Raw genomic sequence first — 21763 nt, 5'->3', positions numbered from 1 at the left:
CTGTAACAATCTGAAGCATACCTGCCCCGGTGAATAGGCGAAGCATGATGCCTGAAATTGAAGGCACGACCATAACAGTCATAATGCCCGATCCGGACAATCCCCGGTTGGTCGAGCGCGTGTCCGGCATGGATCACACGGGTGCAGCGATCGAAGTCAGCGTGCCTGTCGAGCGGCCTTTGACGCTTTATCTGAATGCACAGGAAATCGTCACCATAATGACGATCAACGATTACCCGGAATATTTGGCAATCGGATATTTGCTGAACCAGAACATGCTCAAACCCGACGATGTCGTAAGCGGCGTCGATTATGACGACGATCTTCAGGTTGTCGTCGTGCGCACCGAACGCGGAACCAACTTCGAACAGAAGTTAAAGAAGCGCACGCTGACCTCCGGTTGCGCGCAAGGAACGGCGTTTGGTGATCTGTTGGAGGCGCTGGAAGACATCGAACTGTCTGCCGCAGAATTGCGGACTTCATGGCTTTACGAGATGACGAAGACGATCAATTCGGTTCCGTCACTCTATCTGGAAGCGGGTGCAATGCATGGATGTGTCCTATGCATCCAGGGAACGCCGATCTGTTATATGGAGGATGTCGGACGGCACAACGCCGTCGACAAACTTGCCGGCTGGATGTATCGCCATGCTGTCCACCCCGGCGACAAAATCCTCTATACGACAGGACGGCTCACGTCGGAGATGACAATTAAGACGGTGCGGATGGGCATACCCATCCTGGTTTCCCGATCGGGATTCACTGCATGGGGGGTGGATCTAGCCAAACAGGCCGGACTGACATTGATCGGGAGAGCTCGCGGCAAAAGGTTTTCCGCGTTGTCCGGGCTGGACAGAATAATATTCGACGAGGATATTGCTTCTGTCGAGGACGAACCCGCCCGCAACCAGCGCAAGGGCAGTGCGAATGATCGATAACCGTCGGTTCACTATCGGCGTCATCCTTGCAGGAGGTCTGGCCAGGCGTATGGGCGGCGGAGACAAACCGCTGCGCACCATCGGCGGGCGCACAATCCTCGATCATGTGATTAGCCGTTTTAAGCCTCAGTGCGGCGCGTTGTTGCTCAACGCCAATGGAGATCCCGGCCGCTTTTCTTCCGTTGGCCTGCCGGTCGTCGCGGACTCCGTTCCGGATTATCCAGGGCCGCTGGCCGGCATCCTCTCATCTCTCGACTGGGCAGCCGACAATCGACCGAACGTCGAATGGGTGGTCAGCACAGCGGGGGATTGCCCGTTTCTTCCAAGTGCTCTGGTTCGACGATTTCATGCGGCAAGAATATCCGAGGATGCCCAGCTGGCGGTTGCGATGTCCAACGGTCGCACCCACCCGGTGGTAGGCCTTTGGCGCGTGGATTTGCGGGAAGAACTGCGCCATGCGATGGTGACGGAAGAGCTGCGAAAAATTGACCGTTGGACAACACGTTATCGAACTGCGACGGTCGTATGGCCTACTGAGCCCATCGATCCGTTTTTCAACGCGAACACGATCGAAGATCTTGCGCAAGGAGAAGAACTGGCAGGTCTCGTCGGGTACTAGCTTTCTAGCCAGGATGGAGGACAATGCTGCTTATGGTCGAGTTCTCCATCGCAGGTTTAGGTCTTGTTCTGAAGAACCGGCACGTACATCACTTCTTGGCCCCCGGTCCGGACAACGCTATCTCGGTTATATTGCGTTAGAGATTATCAAGTGATTTCTTGCAATAAAGGGGCGGTGACCATGCCAAATGGCGGCGTAGGTCATGCCGATGGTCGAAGCGTGGTGGCGTCTTTGTAACAACGATGTCCGGAACTTTTGCATCTTTATGAAGTTCTATATTCGCCGTGTTAGCATTCGTTCCGGCACGCGCGAGGCCGGGGCCGTCAAAGTTCAAGGAGACACCTCTATGTTTCGATCGATGGCCCTCGCTCTCTCGCTAATCTTGGGTTGCCTTGTCACGGCATCGGCCGAGGAATGCGGGGACAAGCTCCAGCAGGACAAATCCCAGCAGAACTCTGCCGACGAGGCTCAAGTCAGGGGAGATCTGAAGGCTGGTTCGGAATGCGCCACTCAACGCGATAAGGACGAATCTGCAAAGAAGAATGAGGACAGGGCCGCAAAGCTCAAGAGCCAAGGGAAAGTCAAAGACCAGACCACACCAGACCATACCAGCGACCAAGCACATCCCAAATAAAGAGCCTGCCGCTTAGATGTCCCCAAAGTCCATCCGCTCGCATGCGCCACGACCTCACTGGGCACACCGGCACAGGTCGACCTAATAGTCTGACATTTTGCTTGACCTGCGTTGGCTCAGCACGACACATCTGTAACGTCGTGGTTCAACTTCATACGAGATGACAACAGCCTTCGCGATCCAGTCGAAGGCGTCCACATGAAAAACACATTTGTCAGCCGACTATCGAAGCCGTCAACTCGTGTGTGCCCTTGGTTTTCGCCGAAGCCTGTCGTGCCTGAAAGTTGGAACTAAGACGGTCATCTCCAACTCGAGGACCTCGGCTTCAAAGCGCCCGACAACGTCGTCGTCCCCGTAGGTGGGAGCAGCCCCCTTGGATGCTATATCGGATTCAAGGAGTTGCTTGCGGCAGGGCAGATAGTGAAGATGCCCAAGCTTTTTGCGGCTCAGCCCCTGAACTGCTCGCCCGTGGACGCAAGCTTCATTGCGGGGGTCGATCATGAAGTTAAGCGGCCAGTGTTAGCAACTGTTGCGGAGGGAACTGCTATCAGGAAGCCGTTGAGGCTGCACGATATGATCGAAGCATTGCGGTCTACGCATGGCGCGACCGTGGCGGTGCCGGAAGACGGCATCATGAATGCCTTCGATAAGCTGGCGTCGCAAGGAATTCTGGCAGAACCAACATCGGCGGCCGCAGCGGCGGCACTGGACGACCTTTTGGACCGGCGGCTGATATTGGCCGGCGATACAACTGTGGTCGTCGTGACCGGCACGGGTATCAAAAGCGCCACGGCGATTGCAGACTATATGGCGAAATGAAGCGATATGGCACATTTAAAACCGGAGGATTGACGTAGTCGCCATCCATCTTGAACAGCCCTGACATGCCCGCCCCCGGTGGTCATTATTCCCATGTTTGCGTGTTCGGTCAGACGGCCTATATCTCCCGTCAGCTTCCGATCGGTAGAGACGGACGACCGCTTTCCGGGAGCCTTTTGAAGTTCAGGTCGAGCACGTGCTGGAAAACCTGGAGCATTGTCTCAGGGTCGCAAGGCGACGGAGTTTTCACCCTGTCTGGCAAGGTGATCGATCTCCGCAAGCTGTTCACCAAGGGAGTCTGAGCCAAATCCATTCTGCATGGCGATGACTACAAGCGGCCATCTTCAAAGTTCGTTGCTCCGATTTTCTTTGGACGATGCAGCACGTTTGTCCAATTTACGAGTTATCTGCGCAATCCAATTGCCGTTGCAACAGTGCAGGATACGCATTGTTCCCCCCGGCCGTGGCGTCTCCTCCCTGTCACGGCAATCTGTAGCTGCTGTTCCAAAAGTGACGGTGGCTACTTTTTTAAAAAAAAGTGAGTTGAATGCCATTTGGGCCGACGTCTACGCAGACCATACCAATGTATACTTACGCGTCAGCCGGTTCGACCTTAGTTTCATTACTTCCTGTCGAATCCCGGCAGGGCGGGTAGTCAGCTTAGCTACCATCTTCAGCGCTGCCCGGCTGAAGCGCGGACATTCTCTCTCCTGTCCGCAGAAAAGACTGCGCAATCCCCCAAGGCGGTCTTTTCATCGCGGATCCGGGACACTCCAAGGAAGGACAGAAATGCGACAGATCATGGCAATCACAGTCTCCTTTATCCTGTTGTCCTGTGCCTTGACCACCGGGTCATGGGCACAGCCCCCACACAACGCTCATCAACATCAGGTGTACAGGAATTGTGCAGTGTCCCAAGAACGGGTTGACCGCAAAGACTTGCCCACCTGGGAGAATGATATCTGGGAGGGTCAGGTATGGAGCAATTTCCTGTAGCGGACAAAGTTCCCTCAAACGATAAGAGTCGTTCTGTGAACGACGGATCCGCGCGATCCCACGGCAAACAGCGGCCGTGCTCCGTAAGGAAAGGAAGAATTCAAATGCGTTATTTACTCAGGGCGGCCCTAGCCGCCGCGTTCATCGCCGCTCCGTTTGCCTCCGCATATGCACGCGGCGGTCTGGCAGGCATGCATTCGGGGCAGTCCCTTGATAGTTCCATGGGCAGCGCGAACGCGGGCCAGTCCATTGGCGGCTCCCGATTGAACTCTACCGGGAACACCCCTCAGAACTCGGCTGGCGACTTCAGGCAAGACTTCGACCTCATGCATTTACCGCGGCCGGATGCCGGCACCCGCCATCGCTCGTTTACGTCGGGATCGAGGATAGACATGAATTCAGTAGGCCAATCAACGGCTACTCCTGGCAATACCGGCATCAGGATACGTTGAGCGGCACCTCGATCAATTCTTCGCATATCGCCCAGGTCACGGCATTGGGCAAGTCACCATGAAAGGTATCGGTGCTCACCATGACCACATCCCAACCTATGAAAGTATGCATATACGGCGCTGGCGCTGTCGGTGGGACGATAGGCGTACTGCTTTCCCTGGCGGGGGCGGAAGTCAGCGTCGTCGCCCATGGCGAGACACTCGAGGCGATAAGGGATGACGGCCTCCAGTTGACGAAAGACGGCAAATCCCATCGAGTGTACGTGCGGGTGACAGATAATCCCGTGCAATTGGGACGCCAGGATTATGTCATTGTGTCCGTGAAAGCTCCGGCGCTTGAGGAAGTAGCGTCAAATATCGCGCCTTTGTTAGGCTACGGCACCAAGGTCATCACCGCAATGAATGGCGTGCCCTGGTGGTTCTTCGCCGGCGGGAACGGGGTTCTGAGCAACACGCGGCTGGCCGCCGTCGATCCCAAGGGGATTATCGAAAAAGCCATTCCCCTGTCCCGGACGGTCGGCTGCGTCGTTTACATGGCTTGCTCCGTCGATGCACCCGGAAAAATCCGGCACAACAGCGGTAACAAGCTCATTATTGGCTACGCGGACAATAGCCCGGTCGACGGGCTTGCGGATATTAGGGACTTGCTCAACTCCGCAGGGTTCTCGTGTCACGTCACTGCTGCCATCCGGGATGACATCTGGTACAAATTGTGGGGCAACCTCAGCATCAACCCGATCAGCCTTTTGACTGGAGAAACCAGCGACGTGATCATCAATGATCCTCTTGTCTACGAACTCTGCGTCCACATGATGCAGGAAGCTGCGGCGATAGGAGAGGCCATCGGCATTCCGATGACCGTTTCGACGACGGAGATGATCGGACGGGCAAAGTCCTTGGGTGCGTTCAAAACGTCAATGCTGCAGGATACGGAGGCTGGAAAGCCAGTTGAGTTGGATGCGTTGTTGACGGTAGCACATGATATCGGAAAGATCGTCGACGTGCCGACACCCTTTATCGACAGCGTTCTCGGCTTGGCGCGTTTGCGTGCGCGCAAGCTGGGGCTTTTCGACATGGCTGCATAAACTTCAACTTTCGGTGCTTCATCGGCATCAACTCTTGCAATCCTTATCGGCATCGACCGAAGCGGCAGCAGTCTTCGCCTTTCTGCTGGCCTGGACATCCTGCTGCGATGTTTATTGATTTTTCTCGGCCGCCATGGGCTTCGCCACACTCGTCCGAATGCGGACGACGCGCGCTACAACTGACGACGGAGTATCCTCCCCTATGAACGATCCACATCAACAACACTTCTTCAGGTCTATCTTTCATTGAGAAGTCATCACCTGTGAGTGCCGCCGCGGCACCCGTACCGCTTGTGCGACGTCGGGCCAGCTACCCCGGCAATAAAGCTAGAGGGCGACCAGCTCGGCGAACTTGTGAGATCGCGTTTAAGATGCGCTGAGATTCCCAGTTCACCCTAGTCGAGGGAAACTGACAGTGTTTTTGGATTATATGACTTCGGTCGGGTTTCTTCTGAAACGACCCGTGGTTTCCGCCAACAGTATTCGAGCGGCGGCGAGAGAGTTTGTGACCGTATCGACCGACAATGCCAGAACCTGTGAAACCTCGCGGTAGGACATCTCCTCGACGTAGGCGAGAAACACCGTTGCGCGATAGGCGTCCGGCAATTCCATCACCTGCGCGACCAGCGCTGCGCCTTCACTTTCGTGCGGACCGCCGTAGCGCGTGGCGACCCTCACACGAAGATTGTCGTTGTGTTGGCCGGTTCGGAAGGTGTGGAAGCGATGGCTGTTGTACCAGACCGAGTGCAGTATCGAAAACAACCAGCAGTCCATTCGATTGGTGCAGAACAATACGGGTTCGCGTTCCAGCGCTCGCATACACGTCTGTTCAACCAGCTTTTCCGCGACGAGGTTGTCGCAAGAAAGAACAATGCCAAATCGCCATAGCTGACCGAGATAGTACGAAAGGTCGGCCCGCATTTGACGCTCGTTCATCACCGTAAACTCCCGCTGTTACCCGCATTCACATCGGCGGAACCACGCCGTCGGTTCCGACGACGACACGATGCGCGGTGAATTTGCCATCGCTTTCATTGACCGCGGCAATAAACACCGCCGCTCCCGCCCTTAAATCGGCAACCTTCCCGGCCGCCAGGGCAACGATGGGCGTATTATCCGGGATTGCGATCTTCTTTTGTCCGCCTTGATAGGTGACAGTGACGGTCCGGCCGTTCACACCCTTGACGGCATTGGCAACGGTCGCATTGGTCATGCTGCTGTTCGGCTTCAGATCCCAGGCGTAGTCGCCCTCGCCCGTGCCCTTGAGTGCGGCCGGGAAGATGACGACTTCGAGTGCACTGCTGGTGCCTCCGCCGTCGGGCACATTGGCAATGCCGACGAAATCACCTTCCTTGATGTTGTCTATCGACGCCTCGGTGACGGTGTTGACAGTCAAATCGTCGGCCAAGGTGATCGTTGCCTTGCTGCCTTCGCGCGTTTTGATAACCAGCGTCTTTCCGGCAACGCTTTCGATTGTCCCACGTAAATTCCCGTGACCGGCTGTCTGATTGCCGGTAAGCTTGTTGGATTTCGTCATCATGCTTTGCGCATTGCCCGCCAGCGACAATGACATCAAACAGACTATTCCCACCACGAGACCCAGCAGGATTTTTTTCGTGACACCAAGAGGCATACTCGTTCTCCGTTCTTTGAATTGGCGAATTCATGAACACCAACTAATGTTCAGCTGAGGAATAAGTTCGAAATCGCCCCAACAAGGATCTGAGCTTCAACAAAGGCGGGGTGTTCCGGTTTCGCGTATCGGGAATTGCGAGATCGGGGCTGCGATCGAAGCTTTGAATCTGTCTAGGGTAGAAAGCGACGACTTCGACGTAGCTGTCTTGCAGGAGCAGGACCCCGTCATATCCTAATCCTATCAATCTCTCGCGTGCATGCTCGATCGTCCGAAAAATTCTCGTGGCTGCGATCCACTCATCGTACGAAACACGTTTATCAAGAACATAGGGGTTCTGCAGTGTCACCTTGGCGACGACCGGATCGAGACCGTTCGAATACTGCCGCTCAAGCTCCATGTCGTTGGAGAAATAGAAGCCGCGGCCGAATGCACCACTGTCGTTGCACTCGCTAAAGTCGAAGCCTTTGAAATCGGCGTCGGTGCCGTGGCACAGGATCAGAGTGAATGTGTTCATCGCAGCGACCTCCTTGGGCCCGAGCTAGATCAGACACACGGCGAAGCAACGCTTCAGTGGAGATACCTTGACTCTTCCAGCAAGGCGCTGTCGTCAAACTGCATGAGCAGCCGCTGGTAATGCGTCGGGTAATTGACATGAACCCATTCCGTCGCACCATAAAGGAACGCGATCTCTACTGCTTTGTAGAGGTCGGCCCTGAGGCTTTCGACCGTTACTTGGAGAAGGCGTGTTTGGTTGGCCGCCGACGAAGCTTCTCTGCTTATCGATCTGTTCTGCATTTGCGTTCCAATCAATTTCTCGGCGTTGCGGCGTTGCCACAAGACCAGACCATGGATTGCCGCTGCAATCTTGTAGAAACGGTGCGAATTTAGACGATTTGTATTATAAGTTGGTATCGGCCGACGACCACACTCTCACTCTTTCGAATTCTCGTCCTGCTGACCTGTACGTCAAGTTCTGCAGGGAATCCAAGAAAGCTCGGCTTGTTTGGACTGGCCGGAGCGCCCCCAACAGCCGCATTACCAAGATCATCGACAAAGTTCTTGCCTTCGGGATCAACAGCGGTAACCCTGGCATTCCATAAAGTACGTAGGCCCATTCGCCTTCTTTGTGCCAGTGCAACTCACGAACTCCGCCGCATATCAACGCCGGCGATGCTCTGGAGATTTCGAGTTCCCTTACAAACATTGCCGTTCCAGCCGGCCGCATGTTGCTTCGTAGCGCATCGGCAAACGAAACCCGTAGATTTAGCAAAGTTCAGCATCGGTAGCCGGTGATTGAGGATATCTGGATTCTGGATGTCCCGATCAAGATTGCGCGGCCCAGGATCGTCGCTGCGCGTGCGGGAACTTTGCGGTTTGGGCAGGCCTGCGGCATAACTGGTTGAACCGGCGGCGGCCAAGCCTCCTGCAGGCAACGCCAGAAGCGCCTCACGACGGCTAAAAGCAGTCATTTCATCAGCCTTTCGGATACTGTCAGTTGCATCTGCAAAGCCGCAGCTGGTGTCGGGATCGACCTGAGATGTGCACGCCATGCTTCAACGAGGAACCAGGTTCGGCCATCGGCCTCGTCGATCCAGGTCTCGAAGTAATCCGCCGTTTTAAGATCCCGGTGCACGTCACAGACATCGCGGGTGGAACGCAGGAATGAAGAGATCTGTCTGTTGTCGCTGGCGAGTTCGGTCAACATCTCTGCGGGAGTAAGATAATCGGCGTCGTTGTCGGCAAGCCTCTGAAGTCGCCCGATATGACCAATCGAATGTAGCGCCGTGCCTCCGAGTTCGCTTATGCGTTGCGCGATAACATCTGTGATCGAAAGTATCTGCTCGGCTTGCTCGTCTAGCAGTGGCTGGAAAATACCAAAACCCGTTGGAGCCATGTGCCAATGGAAACTTTTCGTCTTTAGGTACAGTGCGAACGTGTCCGCAAGGAGGACCGTCAGGGCCGCCGAAATCTCGGCGGCAGCATCGCCCGAATAGAGCGGCCTTACACGGTTATCTGTATAAATTGACAGGCTCATTCAACGATCCTTTCGTGTTCCACGTAGTATCATGGCTGGTTGTTATATCGAGCCTAGGCCAGGCCCTCCTGCCGCGACAGTGGATACTCGTTTCGATTGAGTTATACTTGAGTATAGGGGGGGATTTTACCGTCGGCTCGGGTGTTAGCGTGCGCGAGACGCGCAACAACACTGCTGTGATTGCCGAAATTTAGCGACATCGCGCTACTTAAGATTGTGCAGCCTTGCAGCCAATCTGGTATAGCCCGATCCACACGACCATATGGAGATGATGCGTTGTCAAGATTTTTACCGGTCGCTGCAGCGCTTATTGCTGTGGCGGTCTTCCTGCTGGACACATTGACTACCTTCGACATTGCAATTGCAGTGCTCTACGTAGTGGTAGTGCTGATGTCGCTCAATTTCGCCAATCAGACCCAGCTTGTTGCGATTGGCGCTGGCTGCATGGGATTGACGCTGCTAAGCTTTTTGCTTTCGCACGGACTGGAACTTCCTGCAGAGTCAATAGGACGTTGCTTCGTCAGCCTTGCTGCCACCGGGATAACGACATTTCTTGCTTTTAGGGTAAAGGCGGCAATCGGCATTCTGGAAGATAGTGAACAGCGTTACCGGTCCATTTTCCTGGCCACGGGTGTTGGAATCCTCCAGATGGATTTTTCGGGTCTTAAAACTGCCATCGACAAATACAAAACTGAAGGTGTCCAAAGCATCGAGGATATTGAGAACCTCGATTCCGGGTTCGTCCGGAAAGCGCTAAGATCGATCAAGTTGATAAACGCCAACAACACCGCTCTGAACATGTTCAATATGCCGGATATAGATAGGCTGGGCACGCTGCTGCCCGCTCTGGTCAGTTCAGAGGTGGAACGTAAGGTCTGGAATTTCCTCGCATCCATATGGGCTGGAAACCACAGCTATGAAGCCGAAACGGTGATAAGAACGTCACAGGGCCGCCAACTCATCTTTCTTTATAATGTTGCCGTACCGCCGGATCGCCCAACTCTCGACATGGTTCTGATCAGCATAATGGACGTTACCGCGAGACGGGAAGCAGAGAACGAACTCGATGTTGCGCGAAGCCAGCTGGCCCATGTCACCCGGATCGCGACCCTTGGCGAATTAACGGTCTCGATCGCTCATGAACTCAATCAGCCTTTAGCCGCCGTGGTCACCAACGGAGGAGCCGGCTTGCGGTGGCTCAGAAGGGACGTGCCCGATCTGAAAAAAGTCGAATCTTCGATCGAGGGAATGGTCGCCGACGCTACCCGCGCCAGCGAGGTCATCAAGCATTTACGCGGTTTATCGGTGAAGTCGTCGCCGAACTCGGTCAACGTTAATCTCAATGAGGTCGCCGGGGAAACAGTCGCACTGCTGCAACGCGAAATTGATGTCAATCAAGTGACATCAAGATTTGACCTCGCAGACCATCTCCCGGAGATTCATGGGGACAGGGTACAGCTACAGCAAGTCGTCCTGAATCTGATTTTGAATGCCATTCAAGCGATGGCGCACGCTCCCGGCGGAAGGAGGGAGCTTCTGGTGAAGTCGTTCTCAGAGGAAGCCGCCGTCGTGTTGCGAATCCAGGACACTGGCCCTGGCATCCCGCCTGAAGTCCGCGATAGACTGTTTGACCCGTTTTACACGACGAAGCCCGATGGAATGGGTATGGGCTTGTCAATTTGCCGTTCAATCTTGACCGCCCATGGCGGGAGCATAAATGCAACTTCCGAACCGGGAGCTGGCACCACGTTCGAAGTCACAATTCCATTTATTAAGGAGGTCGGGTGATGGCCGTGCTCACGACGCCGATCGTCTATGTGGTTGACGATGATGTGCATTTGCGGGAAGCGCTACGCAATCTTTTCGAATCGGTCGGTATCCGCGTGGAACTGTTCGGCTCCACCGCAGAACTCCTGGCCCGTCCTGCCAAAGTATCCGCCGAAAGTTGCCTCGTCCTCGATATTCGCCTGCCAGGCGTCAGCGGACTCGATTTTCAGAACCAGCTGGCGAAGCTTGGGAACAATATCCCCATTATCTTCATGACCGGTCACGGTGATGTCCCCATGTCAGTGCGAGCGATGAAGGCCGGGGCCATCGACTTTCTTACGAAGCCATTTCGGGATCAGGACATGCTGGATGCGGTCTCGAATGCATTGGCACTGGATCGAAGCCGCCGGACGAGCGAAGGCGAACTGTCCGCGCTGATGGCGCGGTATGAAAGCCTGACGAGCCGGGAGCGTGAGGTAATCGCCCTGGTAACGAGCGGCCTTATGAACAAGCAGATCGCAGGCAAACTTGGTGTGAGCGAGATAACTGTAAAGATCCATCGCGGCCATCTGATGGAAAAGATGGGTGTGCGAACTCTCGCGGAACTGGTCAAGGCCTACGAGGCGCTTCGACCCGGCTTAAACACGTGATGCCAGAACCTAAACTTCTGTATGATATCATCTAGTCTCTCAATGGTGCATGTAACCAGCTGATAGTTACAGGCTTTTAGTACCGTCATAAAGGTTTTCTGGTGCACCGTTTGAAATCCATAGTCGTCGTCGAGGACGACGCGTCACTGCGCGATGCCATGGAGAATTTGATCAGCTCACATGGGCTCAATGTCCATACATTTGCTTCCGCAGAATCATTCCTAGCGCAACGGGGGCTTATTGAAATCGACTGCCTGATAACCGACGTGCAAATGGACGGAATTGGTGGAGTGGAGTTGTTCCAGATCCTGCGAAATATTGGTGTAGGCACGCCCGTCATCTTCATCACCGCATTCGAGGATGAACGCATACACAAACGGTTGGTGGCGGCAGGTGCCAAAGGGTTTTTCCGCAAACCTTTCGAAAGTCAGGCCATGATCGATTGCATTGAGCACGCTCTGGCTGTGTAATGCATACCAACCGAAGAAACCGTGCCATAGCCGCCACATAGGTGCCGTGACAACGTACGCACCGACAGATACCAGCGCACAAACAGCAAGATCACGAACTGGTCGAAATGGCGGCCGTTGAACACCATGCCGGGCGAACTGTAAGCAATCGGTTGGCGACGGAACCATTTGGAAATCCTGTCATGAATCCAGCTGCAACGCGTGAACAGACGCCAGTTATCAACTTGACATAATCGCCAATATTAAAACTTTGATTTCCTATGCTATGGACCGTATCTTTTGAGGTACTAGAACGCTGGCTTGGCTTTCATGATTCCTGGTAGACTATATCTTGGCGATCCAAATTGGCAGAATGCAGTGTGAGGGGTGGGACTAGATGGCACTGTTCGTTGATCGAGTGAGCGTGAGAACCCGAGCGATGCAATTGGGCGTGATGGTGACACTCTCGTCAGCAACCGCCTCCGTAGCTGCGGATAAGCCGGAGGCCACAACGGTCGAAGAGAATCCGGGCTGGATTGTAACCTTGGGTGCCGGAACCGAATACGGGCCGACGTTTGAGGGGTCGGGAGACAATGACTTTAGCTTTGTGCCGAATTTCGATATCCGCCGTGCCAACGAACCTGCAGGTTTGAGCGCGCCCGACGACAACATCGATTTCTCCTTGATAGAGCTTGGCGGTGTTGAGCTCGGACCTGTCGCCAGTATCAGAGGCAACCGTTCGAAGTCTGACGTACCTGGTGTGCACGAAATCGACTGGAGCGTCGACGTTGGTGCCTTTGGACAGTATTGGCTTATCGACAACCGGCTGCGCGTAAGAGCCGAAGCCCGGCAGGGCGTTCAGAGCGATGACGGCTTTGTCGCGGATTTTGCGGTCGATTGGTTCCAGTCGTTTGGCGACAAGTTTCTGCTATCGGCAGGTCCCCGGGCCTCGTTCGCCGATGCGACGTACATGGAAAACAGTTTCGGCGTAAGTAGTGCCGAAGCGTTGGACAACGGCAGGCTGAGCGCATTCTCGCCGGACGCAGGGTTCAAATCCGTTGGCTTTGTTGTTGGTGCGACCTATCAGATCAATCCCAAAACGAGTTTGCTGGTCTACGATAAATTCGACAGGCTGGTCGGTGATGCTGCCGACAGCCCGATTGTTACCGACATTGGATCGCCAAACCAGAATACGATCGGCATTGTTCTGAGCCGTTCCTTCCATATCGGATTTTGATTCCGTGTCACGGTGCCTGGAAAAGCGCTTGAAGATTCCTCGCTGCATTTAGCTCGTCGTCACGAATGTAGTTCATCGTTATGGGAACAGCAGTATTGCGCTTGGCTATCTGAATCTGGAATACGACAAGATCCTCATATCGGAACGCTGCCTCGGCTGCAGCCAGATGTCGCGTATGACGCGGCGCCGACATGTTCGAACATGCTACCGAAACAATTCTGTCGAACCGGCCTTTCAGGTGGCGATAATCCTGCAGATCAAATGAGACCCGGCGGTCTCCCTGGTTCAATGATGATCGCGCATACGAACGCCCCGATCAGGGCGATGGTAATCAGAATTGTTGGCGCAATCCTGAAAAACAGTTTGCGTGTCAGCGTCGATCTGATCATTGCTCGACCATGTATCCCACGCCGCGGATCGACTTGATGAAGTCGCTGCCAAGTTTCTTCCGCAGATTGTAGATCACGACTTCCGTCGTATTGCTCTCTACAGCGCTGTCAGCACTGTAGAGCGCGTATTCTATATCGCTTTTTGTTACGTACTTGCCGGCGCGTTCCATGAGGAGTTTCAGCATCTGAAACTCTTTGGCCGTCATCGCTACTTGCCCCGATGTGCTGCGCACCACCATGGCGGCAGGATCGACTTCAATATCTCCGCACTTCAGGACCATATCCGAACGTCCGTCCCGCCTCCTAATCAGCGCTCTGAGTCGTGCTAGCAGCTCATCGAGATCAAAGGGCTTGACGAGATAATCGTCAGCGCCGCTATCAAGGCCTTCAACCTTCTGTAGCGGAGTATCCCGCGCAGTAAGCAGCAGGATCGGAACCATGTTCTTTTTTTGCCGCGCCGCTCTCAGCACATTGATTCCGTCGAGCTTCGGCAAATTGACATCGAGTACGACGACGCTGAAGATCAGGTCTTCGAGCGCGGCAAGCCCGGACTCCCCATCCTGCATCCAATCCACGCCGTAGGCATGTTTCTCCAGCGCTTTCTTCAACGACGATCCAAGGATCACGTCATCTTCGATCAGTAACAGGCGCATCGGTATCGATACCTTTCACGCGACAGCAAGATTGATGCGGATGCGCGCCAGAAAGCTAAGGGACAACATCTCGACTTTTTGCGGGCAGCACCGCAAAAGGCTCGTCAGACCGTCTCCCGCTATCGATGAAAAAAGACCAGCTCAATTCATGCGCGACGCGTTACACTGTTACGCCGGCCGATCTATTAGAATTGGAGCTTCGGCGAACCCGGAGCTTTTGCAATGTCTGCGCTTTCGGCCAGCATAATTCGAGCGGCGGCGAGACGGCTTATGACGGTGCTGATCGATACCACAAGAACTTCCGCAACCTCTAGGTAAGACATATCCTCGACATAAGCGAGAAACACGGCGGCTCGATACTCGTCCGGAAGTGCAGTCACCCGCCGCAAGACCGCGTTATCCACGACACGAATCTCGGAATTCTCGTCGCGAATGGTAACTTTTGTCTGCCAGATCGAATGCAGTGTCGAGAACAACCAGTAATCAAGACGACTATTGCTTATGAGGAGCGGCGCGCGTTCCAGCGCACGAACACACGTCGCCTCGACAAGAGCGAGGGCAACATCAGACCGGAAGGAAAGGATCATCCCAAACCGCCAAAGCCGGCCGAGACACCGGGATAGATCCGCCCTGATTTCGCGTTCGTCCGTCATGAATAGTTCCCTGAAGAGGAGTTGGCCGTCTCAGATCGGAATGGATTATCTTAGTAAATCCACCTCAGCGATTGATCAGCCCGAGTGCACCGGAGAAACCTGAAGAAAGTGCTGTGTTGCAGTGTGCGCTGGTCCTTGATTGAGAGAACAGGCGGCGGCCGTAGCTTTCAACTTGCAGGGGGCAGAAGGCACCAAAAATGCAGTATCGTAGGCTCAATTCAGGGCAAATATATCGCCGGTGGCAAATGCAAGGGTCACGATGGCGGCGGAACCTACTAGAAACAGCATGATCCAAATCGTATCCAGCTTCTCCATAGCATTAAATCCTTGGCATCAGAAGGAATCGGGTGGTCAGGTAGCATTGCTACCCTCCTGCGTATTTTCTATTCCACCTGTTTGTAACTATGCAGTGATAAATACTCCATCATACACAGGTGCGCGTGAATAATGCGCTGGTTTGATTCAGCCATACTTAGGTTAATATCGGTGGGCGAACCAGACTGATTGTGAAAGCCTTGAAGCAGTCCGAGCGGGAATTCATGTCGCATCGGCGGCGTGTCTGGAGCAAACGTCAAAGCATCTTTGGGCGTCGCATTCCGTTCCAATAGAGGTCGGTGACGTCGTCCGGATCGACTGCATCGTCGGCAAGGGCCGGGTTTGCGGGTCCGTGCTTGAGAACGGGACATGCAAAAACTCTTAGTAAGCAGGGCCCACGAAGTAGGATGAAACAAGGCAGAACCTACGGTCAGAAGACGGGTTGGGTCATGCTTTGCCTTCGGCTCAAAAATACTTCTACATGTTATGTGACGATACACCGACATCATATACTGTAGGCTGGCGACCTAAAACCTGTGGCCCACGCTTAAAACCCAAGGCCTACGCATATAAACCAACGTATAATACATCGGCAGACTTTCTATCTCCATACTAGGTTAGCTTTCACAACTGGAAGCTTTCAAGGAGTCAATTATGAGAAAATCAGCAACAATCTTAGCGATAACCGCTTTAGGTGCAATGTTGGCGGCCGGCTCGGCAACTGAATCGATGGCTCATGGCGGAGGCGGCGGCCATGGCGGCGGCGGCAATAGCTTTGCCGGTAGTCGCGGCGACTTCGGCGGTAGCGGTCACGGCTCCCGCAGCGGTGGCATTTTTGGCCGTGATGGCACCTTCAACAGTGCTCATGGATTCGCGACGAGCCATAGCTTTGCGGACCGCAGGGGTCACTTTAGGGACTTTCGCCGTGACGACAATTATTGGGGTCCCTACTATTCCTGCGAGTACCCGTTGCGTTGGAACTCTCCCCTCTACGACGAATACTGCCAGTAACCCATCGTAGGCTCTTCGAATCCCGGCCCCCCATAACGATTGGGGACCGGATTCGAATGCTAAAGTGGATGGGATACTTGATGGCATGGCTAAAGAATATCCTTCCCTTGGGACGAATTCCGGATGAGGTTCTTTGTACCGGCCCATAGGGGTTTTAATGATTGCCTTTTAATGGAGGCCAGAATGTCTAAGTCTAGTAATCGCCCTCGTTACAACCACATGCCGCACCTGGATTTGGCGGAGATCATTCTTCTAGTGGTTATTGTCGTATCGATCGCTCTCGCAGTTGGCTTTGACTGGGTTTGCCAAGCCTTGCTCCGCTGAATTAAATTATCGCCTGCGCCAAGCCTTTTCTTCGCCCAAGCGTCAAGCTTTTGATTATCATCGACGCTCAGTACTTGCCCAGTGAGAAAAATGAGTTTGGGTTTTACGGAAAAGTGAAGCGTAAGATCGAAGAACACCTCTTCAATGTCTGCCGGGCAGATCCCCAGCTGCGCAAACATCCAGCCCGCATAAAATGGCTTTTGGGCGGGCTTGCGCGGAAGTTCCAACTGTCAATCCCTCTTATAAGATTTTCTGGAAAGCGGTCGGAAAAGCCAGCCTGTCACCGTTTCTGTCTGGTTTTCGGCACCCACCGGCGATATCGGTTGGCCAATGGGCTTCGGCAAACCTCCCACTGTCAACTTTGGACCTGGAGATCCCGCACGGGCGCATCAGCCGAACGAGCGTGTCTCCGTACGCGATCTGGTCGATCATACGAAGGCGATCGCGCTCGCGATCAAGCAGTGGTGCCGTTGAGAGTTCAAACGGGCGGCGCCATATTTGACTGTTGGGCGTTACCCATGAGGGAGCCCGTCCTCAAATCAGAACGGTTTGTTATTCAGCCGGTTCACTGGTAGTGACAGCTGCGGGAAAGGACGTTCTGTTCCGCCCCGACATCCAGAGGCTCAATCTGTCGAGGTAGAGGTAGACAACCGGCGTCGTATAGAGTGTCATTGCCTGGCTCAATATGAGTCCTCCAACCATTGCGTATCCCAGGGGCTGTCGCAGTTCGGAGCCCGTCCCATGCCCCAACATGAGGGGAATGCCGCCAAGAATTGCAGCCATCGTCGTCATCATGATTGGCCGGAAGCGTAGCAGGCACGCCTGCCGGATTGCTTCCTCCGGTCGCAAGCCATGCTCGCGCTCCGCGGCAATAGCGAAATCAACGATCATGATGCCGTTTTTCTTGACAATACCGATTAGGAGAATGACGCCGATCAGGGCGATAACCGTGAAGTCGAAGCCGAAGCTCCACAGCATGATGAGAGCGCCGAGACCTGCGGATGGTAGAGTTGACAGGATGGTCAGCGGATGGACGTAGCTTTCATAAAGCACACCTAAAATGATGTATATCACGCCCAACGCGGCCAAAACGAGATAAGGTTCGCTGGCTAAGGATGTCTGGTATGCCTGCGCATTGCCCTGAAAGGTAGCAATGAGTGTCGGGGGCACTCCCAGGGCAGTTTCGGCTTGGTGGATGGCCGAAACAGCCTGGCTCAGAGCCACTCCCGGAGCAAGATTGAATGATAACGTCACCGACGGAAACTGGCTCTGGTGGTTGATCGCAAGAACGGTGGTCGGCTGCGTCGTCTCTTTTACAAGTACGTTGAGCGGAACTTGCGCACCGGTCAGTGGCGATTTGATGTAGAGCTGGTTAATTGCCTGTGGTGAGCTCTGAGCCTTCGGAGACAATTCCAGTATCACGTGATAACTGTTGATGTCGGTGAAATATTGAGTGACTTGCCGTTGACCAAAGGCATCGTCGAGCGTGTCGTCGATGCTTTGAGGCGTGATCCCAAAGCGAGCCGCTTGATCCCGATCAATGTCGAGAGTGACGGTTGTTCCGTCGGATTGCTGATCCGTCGCAACATCCGTAAGCTCAGGCAAGGAGCTTAATTTTGCCAAAAGCTTCGGCGCCCAGCTATTCAGCTCGTTCGCATCGCCATCCTGTAGCGTATATTGAAACTGGGTCGCTGAACTCCGACCGCCGACATTGATATCCTGAGCCGGTTGAAGGAACAGCTTCACCCCTTCAACCTGCGCCAATTTTGGGCGCAGGCGACCAATGATCTGGCTTGCCGTCGCATCTCGCTGATCGTGTGGCTTGAGAGTGATAAACATACGCCCGGTATTGAGTGTATTACCGGATCCGCCGCCGACAGCCATCCCCACCGTAGCGACCGCGGGATCGCTGGCGACCACCTTGCCGACCTCTACCTGATGTCGTGCCATGTCGGCAAACGATGTATCCTGTGCACCCTGTAGAAGGCCTGTAATCAAGCCTGTATCTTGAATTGGGAAAAAGCCCTTTGGGATACTGATAAAAAGGTAACCTGTGGCAACGAGCGTTAGCAGGAAAATGCCAAAAGTTATGCGATGGTGGTGCAAGGCGATATCGAGCGTAACGCGGTACCCGTTCAGCAGTGCTTCGAAGGCTCGCTCCGATGCCAGGAAGAACCTGCCATGTTTTGCGTTGTGTTCCGCTCGCAGAAAACGGGCGCACAGCATTGGCGTGAGTGTCAGCGAGACAAGTGCGGAAACTGCAATCGTCACGGTTACGGTTATGGCAAACTCGTGAAAAAGCCGACCAACGATTCCGCCTAGGAACAGGATGGGAATGAAGACAGCCACAAGTGAGAGGCTTATCGAAATAATGGTAAAACCAATCTCTCTGGAGCCGTCGATGGCGGCCTGCAATGGCGATTTACCCGCTTCCATGTGGCGCTGAATGTTCTCCAGCATGACGATCGCATCGTCGACGACGAAGCCGACCGCAATGCTCAACCCCATCAGCGAAAGGTTGTCCAGACTGAACCCCAGCACATACATCAGCGCGAAAGTTCCGACCAGCGCGAGCGGGACAGTGACACCGGGAATTGCCGTCGCCCAGACGTTGCGCAGAAAAATGAATATCACCATGATCACTAGTGCGATCGTGAGCAACAGGGTGAATTTCACGTCGAGGACAGACGCTTGGATGGTCGTGGTCCGATCGCTCAAACTCGATATGTGAAGCGCAAGCGGCGCTATTGCCTGCAACTGCGGCAGCAATGCTTTTATCTGACCTACAGTCTCAAGAACATTCGCGCCGGGGAGTTTGGAAACTGGCAGCAGAATAGCCGGCTTGCCATCGGCCCATGCCGCAATCTGCGTGTTCTCCGGCGCATCGATTGCCTGGCCGATGTCGCTTATCCGTATCGGAGCGCCGTTTCGGTAAGCAATGATCGCGTTGTTCCATGGACCTGCTGCCAGGAGCTGGTCATTATCATAGAGCGTAAAGGTTCGCAAAGCACCCTGGATGCTACCTTTTGGTGCATCCGTCGTCGTGGCGATGATTGCCGAGCGAACATCCTCCAGTGACAGCCCGAGGTCAGCTATCTTGCGCGGATCGACTTGCACGCGGACAGCTGGCTTTTGCTGGCCAAAGACCGAAACCTGGGCGACGCCGGAGACCTGGCTGATATGCTGGACAAGGACATTTTCGGCAAAATCATCGATCTGCGTCAATGGGAGTGTATCGGACGTAAGTGCAAGCACCAGTATGGGCGGGTCTGCAGGGTTCACCTTGCGATAGGTCGGCGGCGATGGGAGATTGCTTGGTAGCTGACCACCGGCGGCGTTGATCGCAGTTTGCACATCTTGCGCCGCGCCATCAATATTGCGATTCAGTTCGAACTGCAGGGTGATCGAGCTGCTGCCGAGTGTGCTCACGGACGTCATCTGTGTAACGCCAGAAATTTGACCGAACTGCCGCTCCAACGGTTGGGTAACCGAAGACGCCATTGTTTGCGGGCTTGCTCCTGGTAGCTGTGTAGAAACCTGAATCGTTGGAAAATCGACCTGGGGCAGCGGCGCTACGGGCAGCAAAGGATAGGTTACCAGGCCGATTGCGAGAATAGCCAGCATGAGCAGCGACGTTGCGATCGGTCGCTGGATAAACCAATTCGACATCAGCCCGGCTCCGTCTCACCATCACCCAGCGTTGTGGTCTGGCTTGGTGTGTCTTGTATTGAAACTCTTGCACCCGCATCCAGACGATATTGTCCCGAAGTGACAACGCGCTCGCTCGCTGCCAGTCCGCTCTCGATCACTGCCTGACCGTTCGCGATCTGTCCCGGCGCGATCGGGCGAACTTCGACGGTATTGTCCGGTTTCACGACGTAGACGAAGAAACCATTCTGCCCCCTCTCAATTGCCGCAGAAGGTACTGTAACTGCTTGATGAACGATTTTTTGTTGTAGCCGGATGTCGACGAATTGCCCGGGCCAAAGCTTCTCGTCGATATTGGGAAACGTCGATTTCAAGCGCATCGTGCCACTGGTCTGGTCTATTTCATTATCAATGACCGAGAGCGTTCCGGTACCTAGATTTGTACTCCCATCGCGCGTGAAAGCCGTCACGGTAACAGGACCGGCTTCCTGCGCAGCACGCACTGCCTCCAGATCATCTTCAGGCAGTGTCGACACGACTGAAATCGGTTGCGTTTGCGTAATGACGACAATCCCGGTGGTATCGGTCGCATGGACATAGTTGCCTTGATCAACCAGCCTGATGCCTGTGCGTCCATCGACGGGCGCAGTCATTTGCGTATAGGACAGCGATACGGCAGCAGAATTTTTGGCTGCGGCGTCTTGTGCAATTTGCGCCTGCAGTTGGGCAACGGTGCTTTGCTGTGTCTGCGTAGTCTCTACAGTCGTGAACTGCTGAGCGGTAAGTTTTTTATCCCTTTGCAGAATAACCTCGTCATTGCTGAGGTTGGTTTGGTCCTGCACCATTTTTGCTGACGCTTGATCAAGAGCGGCCTGAAACGGACGAGGGTCTATCACGGCCAAAAGATCGCCTTTCTTGACCTTCTGCCCCTCCGTGAAGAGCACCTGTTGCAATTCGCCATCAACCTTGGCCTTCATGGTGACGGTGTTGAAAGCCTGAACTGTGCCCAGACCATTCAAATAGACGGGTACATCACTTTGTACCGCTGCTGACGCTTCAACCGGTATAAGAGCAGCGGCGGGCTGATCTTTGGCGACCGTTTTATCGTTACTCGCGAGCCAGAAGACTCCGGCTGTAGCAAGCACGACTGCGCCAATGACTATGCTGACTTTGTATCGAAGTGAACTTTGCATTCTGTGCTCCAAGTTGACTTGCATGGTATTGACGCGTTAATTATTCGAGGAAATACGGCAATGCGCTTCGACGCCGTCGTCATCATCCTGCGCCCGTCAGTTAGATGGGGTCCGTCCAAGGCTCTGCACGAGTTTGTTGTGATCGATCTTTGACAAGTATTGCCACGCTCAGGGCCGGTTGCCGGCGGCAATTTTGCCGAAAACCAGCTCAAAGCTTACGCCTTTCCGTTGTGGCGATAATAACAGTCAATCTGGATTGC

The 21763-nt window shown here is 54.3% G+C and carries 19 protein-coding genes and 1 pseudogene; 10 read left to right on the top strand and 10 right to left on the bottom strand.

Annotation, left to right across the window (positions count from 1 at the left end):
• The first annotated feature begins 47 nt into the window (after positions 1-47).
• The 5 genes and pseudogenes from PHA01_RS26375 (at position 48) to PHA01_RS26355 (ending at position 5543) form a co-directional block, all read left to right on the top strand.
• Positions 48-938: a formate dehydrogenase accessory sulfurtransferase FdhD gene (locus PHA01_RS26375; protein ID WP_271899275.1), complete on the top strand. Its 891-nt coding sequence runs from the start codon at positions 48-50 to the stop codon at positions 936-938.
• Positions 928-1557 carry a molybdenum cofactor guanylyltransferase MobA gene (mobA, locus tag PHA01_RS26370; protein WP_271899251.1) on the top strand — a complete coding sequence of 210 codons (630 nt, stop codon included), beginning with the start codon at positions 928-930 and terminating at the stop codon, positions 1555-1557. Before PHA01_RS26375 ends, mobA begins: the two co-directional genes overlap by 11 nt.
• 202 nt (positions 1558-1759) lie before the next feature.
• Entirely contained in the window at positions 1760-2191 is a 432-nt protein-coding gene (locus PHA01_RS26365) for a hypothetical protein (protein WP_271899250.1), read from the top strand.
• A gap of 312 nt (positions 2192-2503) precedes the next feature.
• Positions 2504-3010 (top strand): annotated as a pseudogene (locus tag PHA01_RS26360) (threonine synthase); the annotation flags it as partial.
• Positions 3011-4538: 1528 nt separating this feature from the next.
• Positions 4539-5543, top strand: a complete 1005-nt coding sequence (locus PHA01_RS26355) for a ketopantoate reductase family protein (protein WP_271899249.1) — start codon at positions 4539-4541, stop codon at positions 5541-5543.
• Positions 5544-5969: 426 nt separating this feature from the next.
• On the opposite strand, the gene PHA01_RS26350 is transcribed toward PHA01_RS26355, so the two are convergent.
• The 5 genes from PHA01_RS26350 to PHA01_RS26330 all read right to left on the bottom strand — a co-directional run bounded on the left by PHA01_RS26350 (position 5970) and on the right by PHA01_RS26330 (position 9214).
• Positions 5970-6479, bottom strand: a complete 510-nt coding sequence (locus PHA01_RS26350; RefSeq protein WP_271899248.1) for an RNA polymerase sigma factor — start codon at positions 6477-6479, stop codon at positions 5970-5972.
• A 28-nt stretch (positions 6480-6507) separates the two neighbouring features.
• Positions 6508-7176 (bottom strand): hypothetical protein, encoded by a 669-nt coding sequence (locus tag PHA01_RS26345; protein WP_271899247.1) that lies wholly within the window; start codon positions 7174-7176, stop codon positions 6508-6510.
• A gap of 43 nt (positions 7177-7219) precedes the next feature.
• Positions 7220-7693, bottom strand: a complete 474-nt coding sequence (locus PHA01_RS26340; protein WP_271899246.1) for an ADP-ribosyltransferase-containing protein — start codon at positions 7691-7693, stop codon at positions 7220-7222.
• Between the two features lie 53 nt (positions 7694-7746).
• The gene (locus PHA01_RS26335) at positions 7747-7974 is read right to left on the bottom strand and encodes a hypothetical protein (protein ID WP_271899245.1); all 228 of its coding nucleotides are present in this window, start codon (positions 7972-7974) and stop codon (positions 7747-7749) included.
• A gap of 670 nt (positions 7975-8644) precedes the next feature.
• A complete protein-coding gene (locus PHA01_RS26330) occupies positions 8645-9214 on the bottom strand; it encodes a Dps family protein (protein ID WP_271899244.1) in 570 nt (189 codons plus the stop codon).
• Positions 9215-9553: 339 nt separating this feature from the next.
• Here PHA01_RS26330 and PHA01_RS26325 point away from each other — a divergent pair, with 339 nt between their 5' ends.
• From PHA01_RS26325 to PHA01_RS26310, 4 genes are all read left to right on the top strand, one after another.
• Positions 9554-11002 (top strand): sensor histidine kinase, encoded by a 1449-nt coding sequence (locus PHA01_RS26325; RefSeq protein WP_271899243.1) that lies wholly within the window; start codon positions 9554-9556, stop codon positions 11000-11002.
• On the top strand, positions 11002-11631 hold the full coding sequence (locus PHA01_RS26320; protein WP_271899242.1) for a response regulator transcription factor: 630 nt from the start codon (positions 11002-11004) through the stop codon (positions 11629-11631). The genes PHA01_RS26325 and PHA01_RS26320 overlap by 1 nt, the downstream gene beginning before the upstream one ends.
• 101 nt (positions 11632-11732) lie before the next feature.
• Positions 11733-12101 (top strand): response regulator transcription factor, encoded by a 369-nt coding sequence (locus tag PHA01_RS26315; protein ID WP_271899241.1) that lies wholly within the window; start codon positions 11733-11735, stop codon positions 12099-12101.
• 376 nt (positions 12102-12477) lie between these two features.
• On the top strand, positions 12478-13317 hold the full coding sequence (locus PHA01_RS26310; protein WP_271899240.1) for a MipA/OmpV family protein: 840 nt from the start codon (positions 12478-12480) through the stop codon (positions 13315-13317).
• A gap of 385 nt (positions 13318-13702) precedes the next feature.
• Here PHA01_RS26310 and PHA01_RS26305 read toward each other — a convergent pair whose 3' ends face one another.
• Together PHA01_RS26305 and PHA01_RS26300 are read right to left on the bottom strand one after the other, a co-directional pair.
• A complete protein-coding gene (locus PHA01_RS26305; RefSeq protein WP_271898185.1) occupies positions 13703-14359 on the bottom strand; it encodes a response regulator transcription factor in 657 nt (218 codons plus the stop codon).
• A 185-nt stretch (positions 14360-14544) separates the two neighbouring features.
• Complete coding sequence (locus tag PHA01_RS26300; protein WP_271899239.1) at positions 14545-15012, bottom strand: sigma factor-like helix-turn-helix DNA-binding protein; 468 nt, start codon at positions 15010-15012, stop codon at positions 14545-14547.
• Between the two features lie 969 nt (positions 15013-15981).
• On the opposite strand from PHA01_RS26300, the gene PHA01_RS26295 reads away from it, so the two are divergent.
• On the top strand, positions 15982-16338 hold the full coding sequence (locus PHA01_RS26295) for a hypothetical protein (protein ID WP_271899238.1): 357 nt from the start codon (positions 15982-15984) through the stop codon (positions 16336-16338).
• Between the two features lie 209 nt (positions 16339-16547).
• On the opposite strand, the gene PHA01_RS26290 is transcribed toward PHA01_RS26295, so the two are convergent.
• The 3 genes from PHA01_RS26290 to PHA01_RS26280 all read right to left on the bottom strand — a co-directional run bounded on the left by PHA01_RS26290 (position 16548) and on the right by PHA01_RS26280 (position 21503).
• Positions 16548-16889 carry a hypothetical protein gene (locus PHA01_RS26290; protein WP_271899237.1) on the bottom strand — a complete coding sequence of 114 codons (342 nt, stop codon included), beginning with the start codon at positions 16887-16889 and terminating at the stop codon, positions 16548-16550.
• A gap of 325 nt (positions 16890-17214) precedes the next feature.
• Complete coding sequence (locus tag PHA01_RS26285; RefSeq protein WP_271899236.1) at positions 17215-20331, bottom strand: multidrug efflux RND transporter permease subunit; 3117 nt, start codon at positions 20329-20331, stop codon at positions 17215-17217.
• A complete protein-coding gene (locus PHA01_RS26280) occupies positions 20331-21503 on the bottom strand; it encodes an efflux RND transporter periplasmic adaptor subunit (RefSeq protein WP_271899235.1) in 1173 nt (390 codons plus the stop codon). The genes PHA01_RS26285 and PHA01_RS26280 overlap by 1 nt, the downstream gene beginning before the upstream one ends.
• Positions 21504-21763: the final 260 nt, after the last annotated feature.

Origin of the sequence: Candidatus Phyllobacterium onerii (genome assembly GCF_028331445.1) — a bacterium.
In the GTDB taxonomy this organism is placed as follows: domain Bacteria; phylum Pseudomonadota; class Alphaproteobacteria; order Rhizobiales; family Rhizobiaceae; genus Phyllobacterium; species Phyllobacterium onerii.
This window is presented reverse-complemented; position numbering and strand designations above follow the sequence as displayed.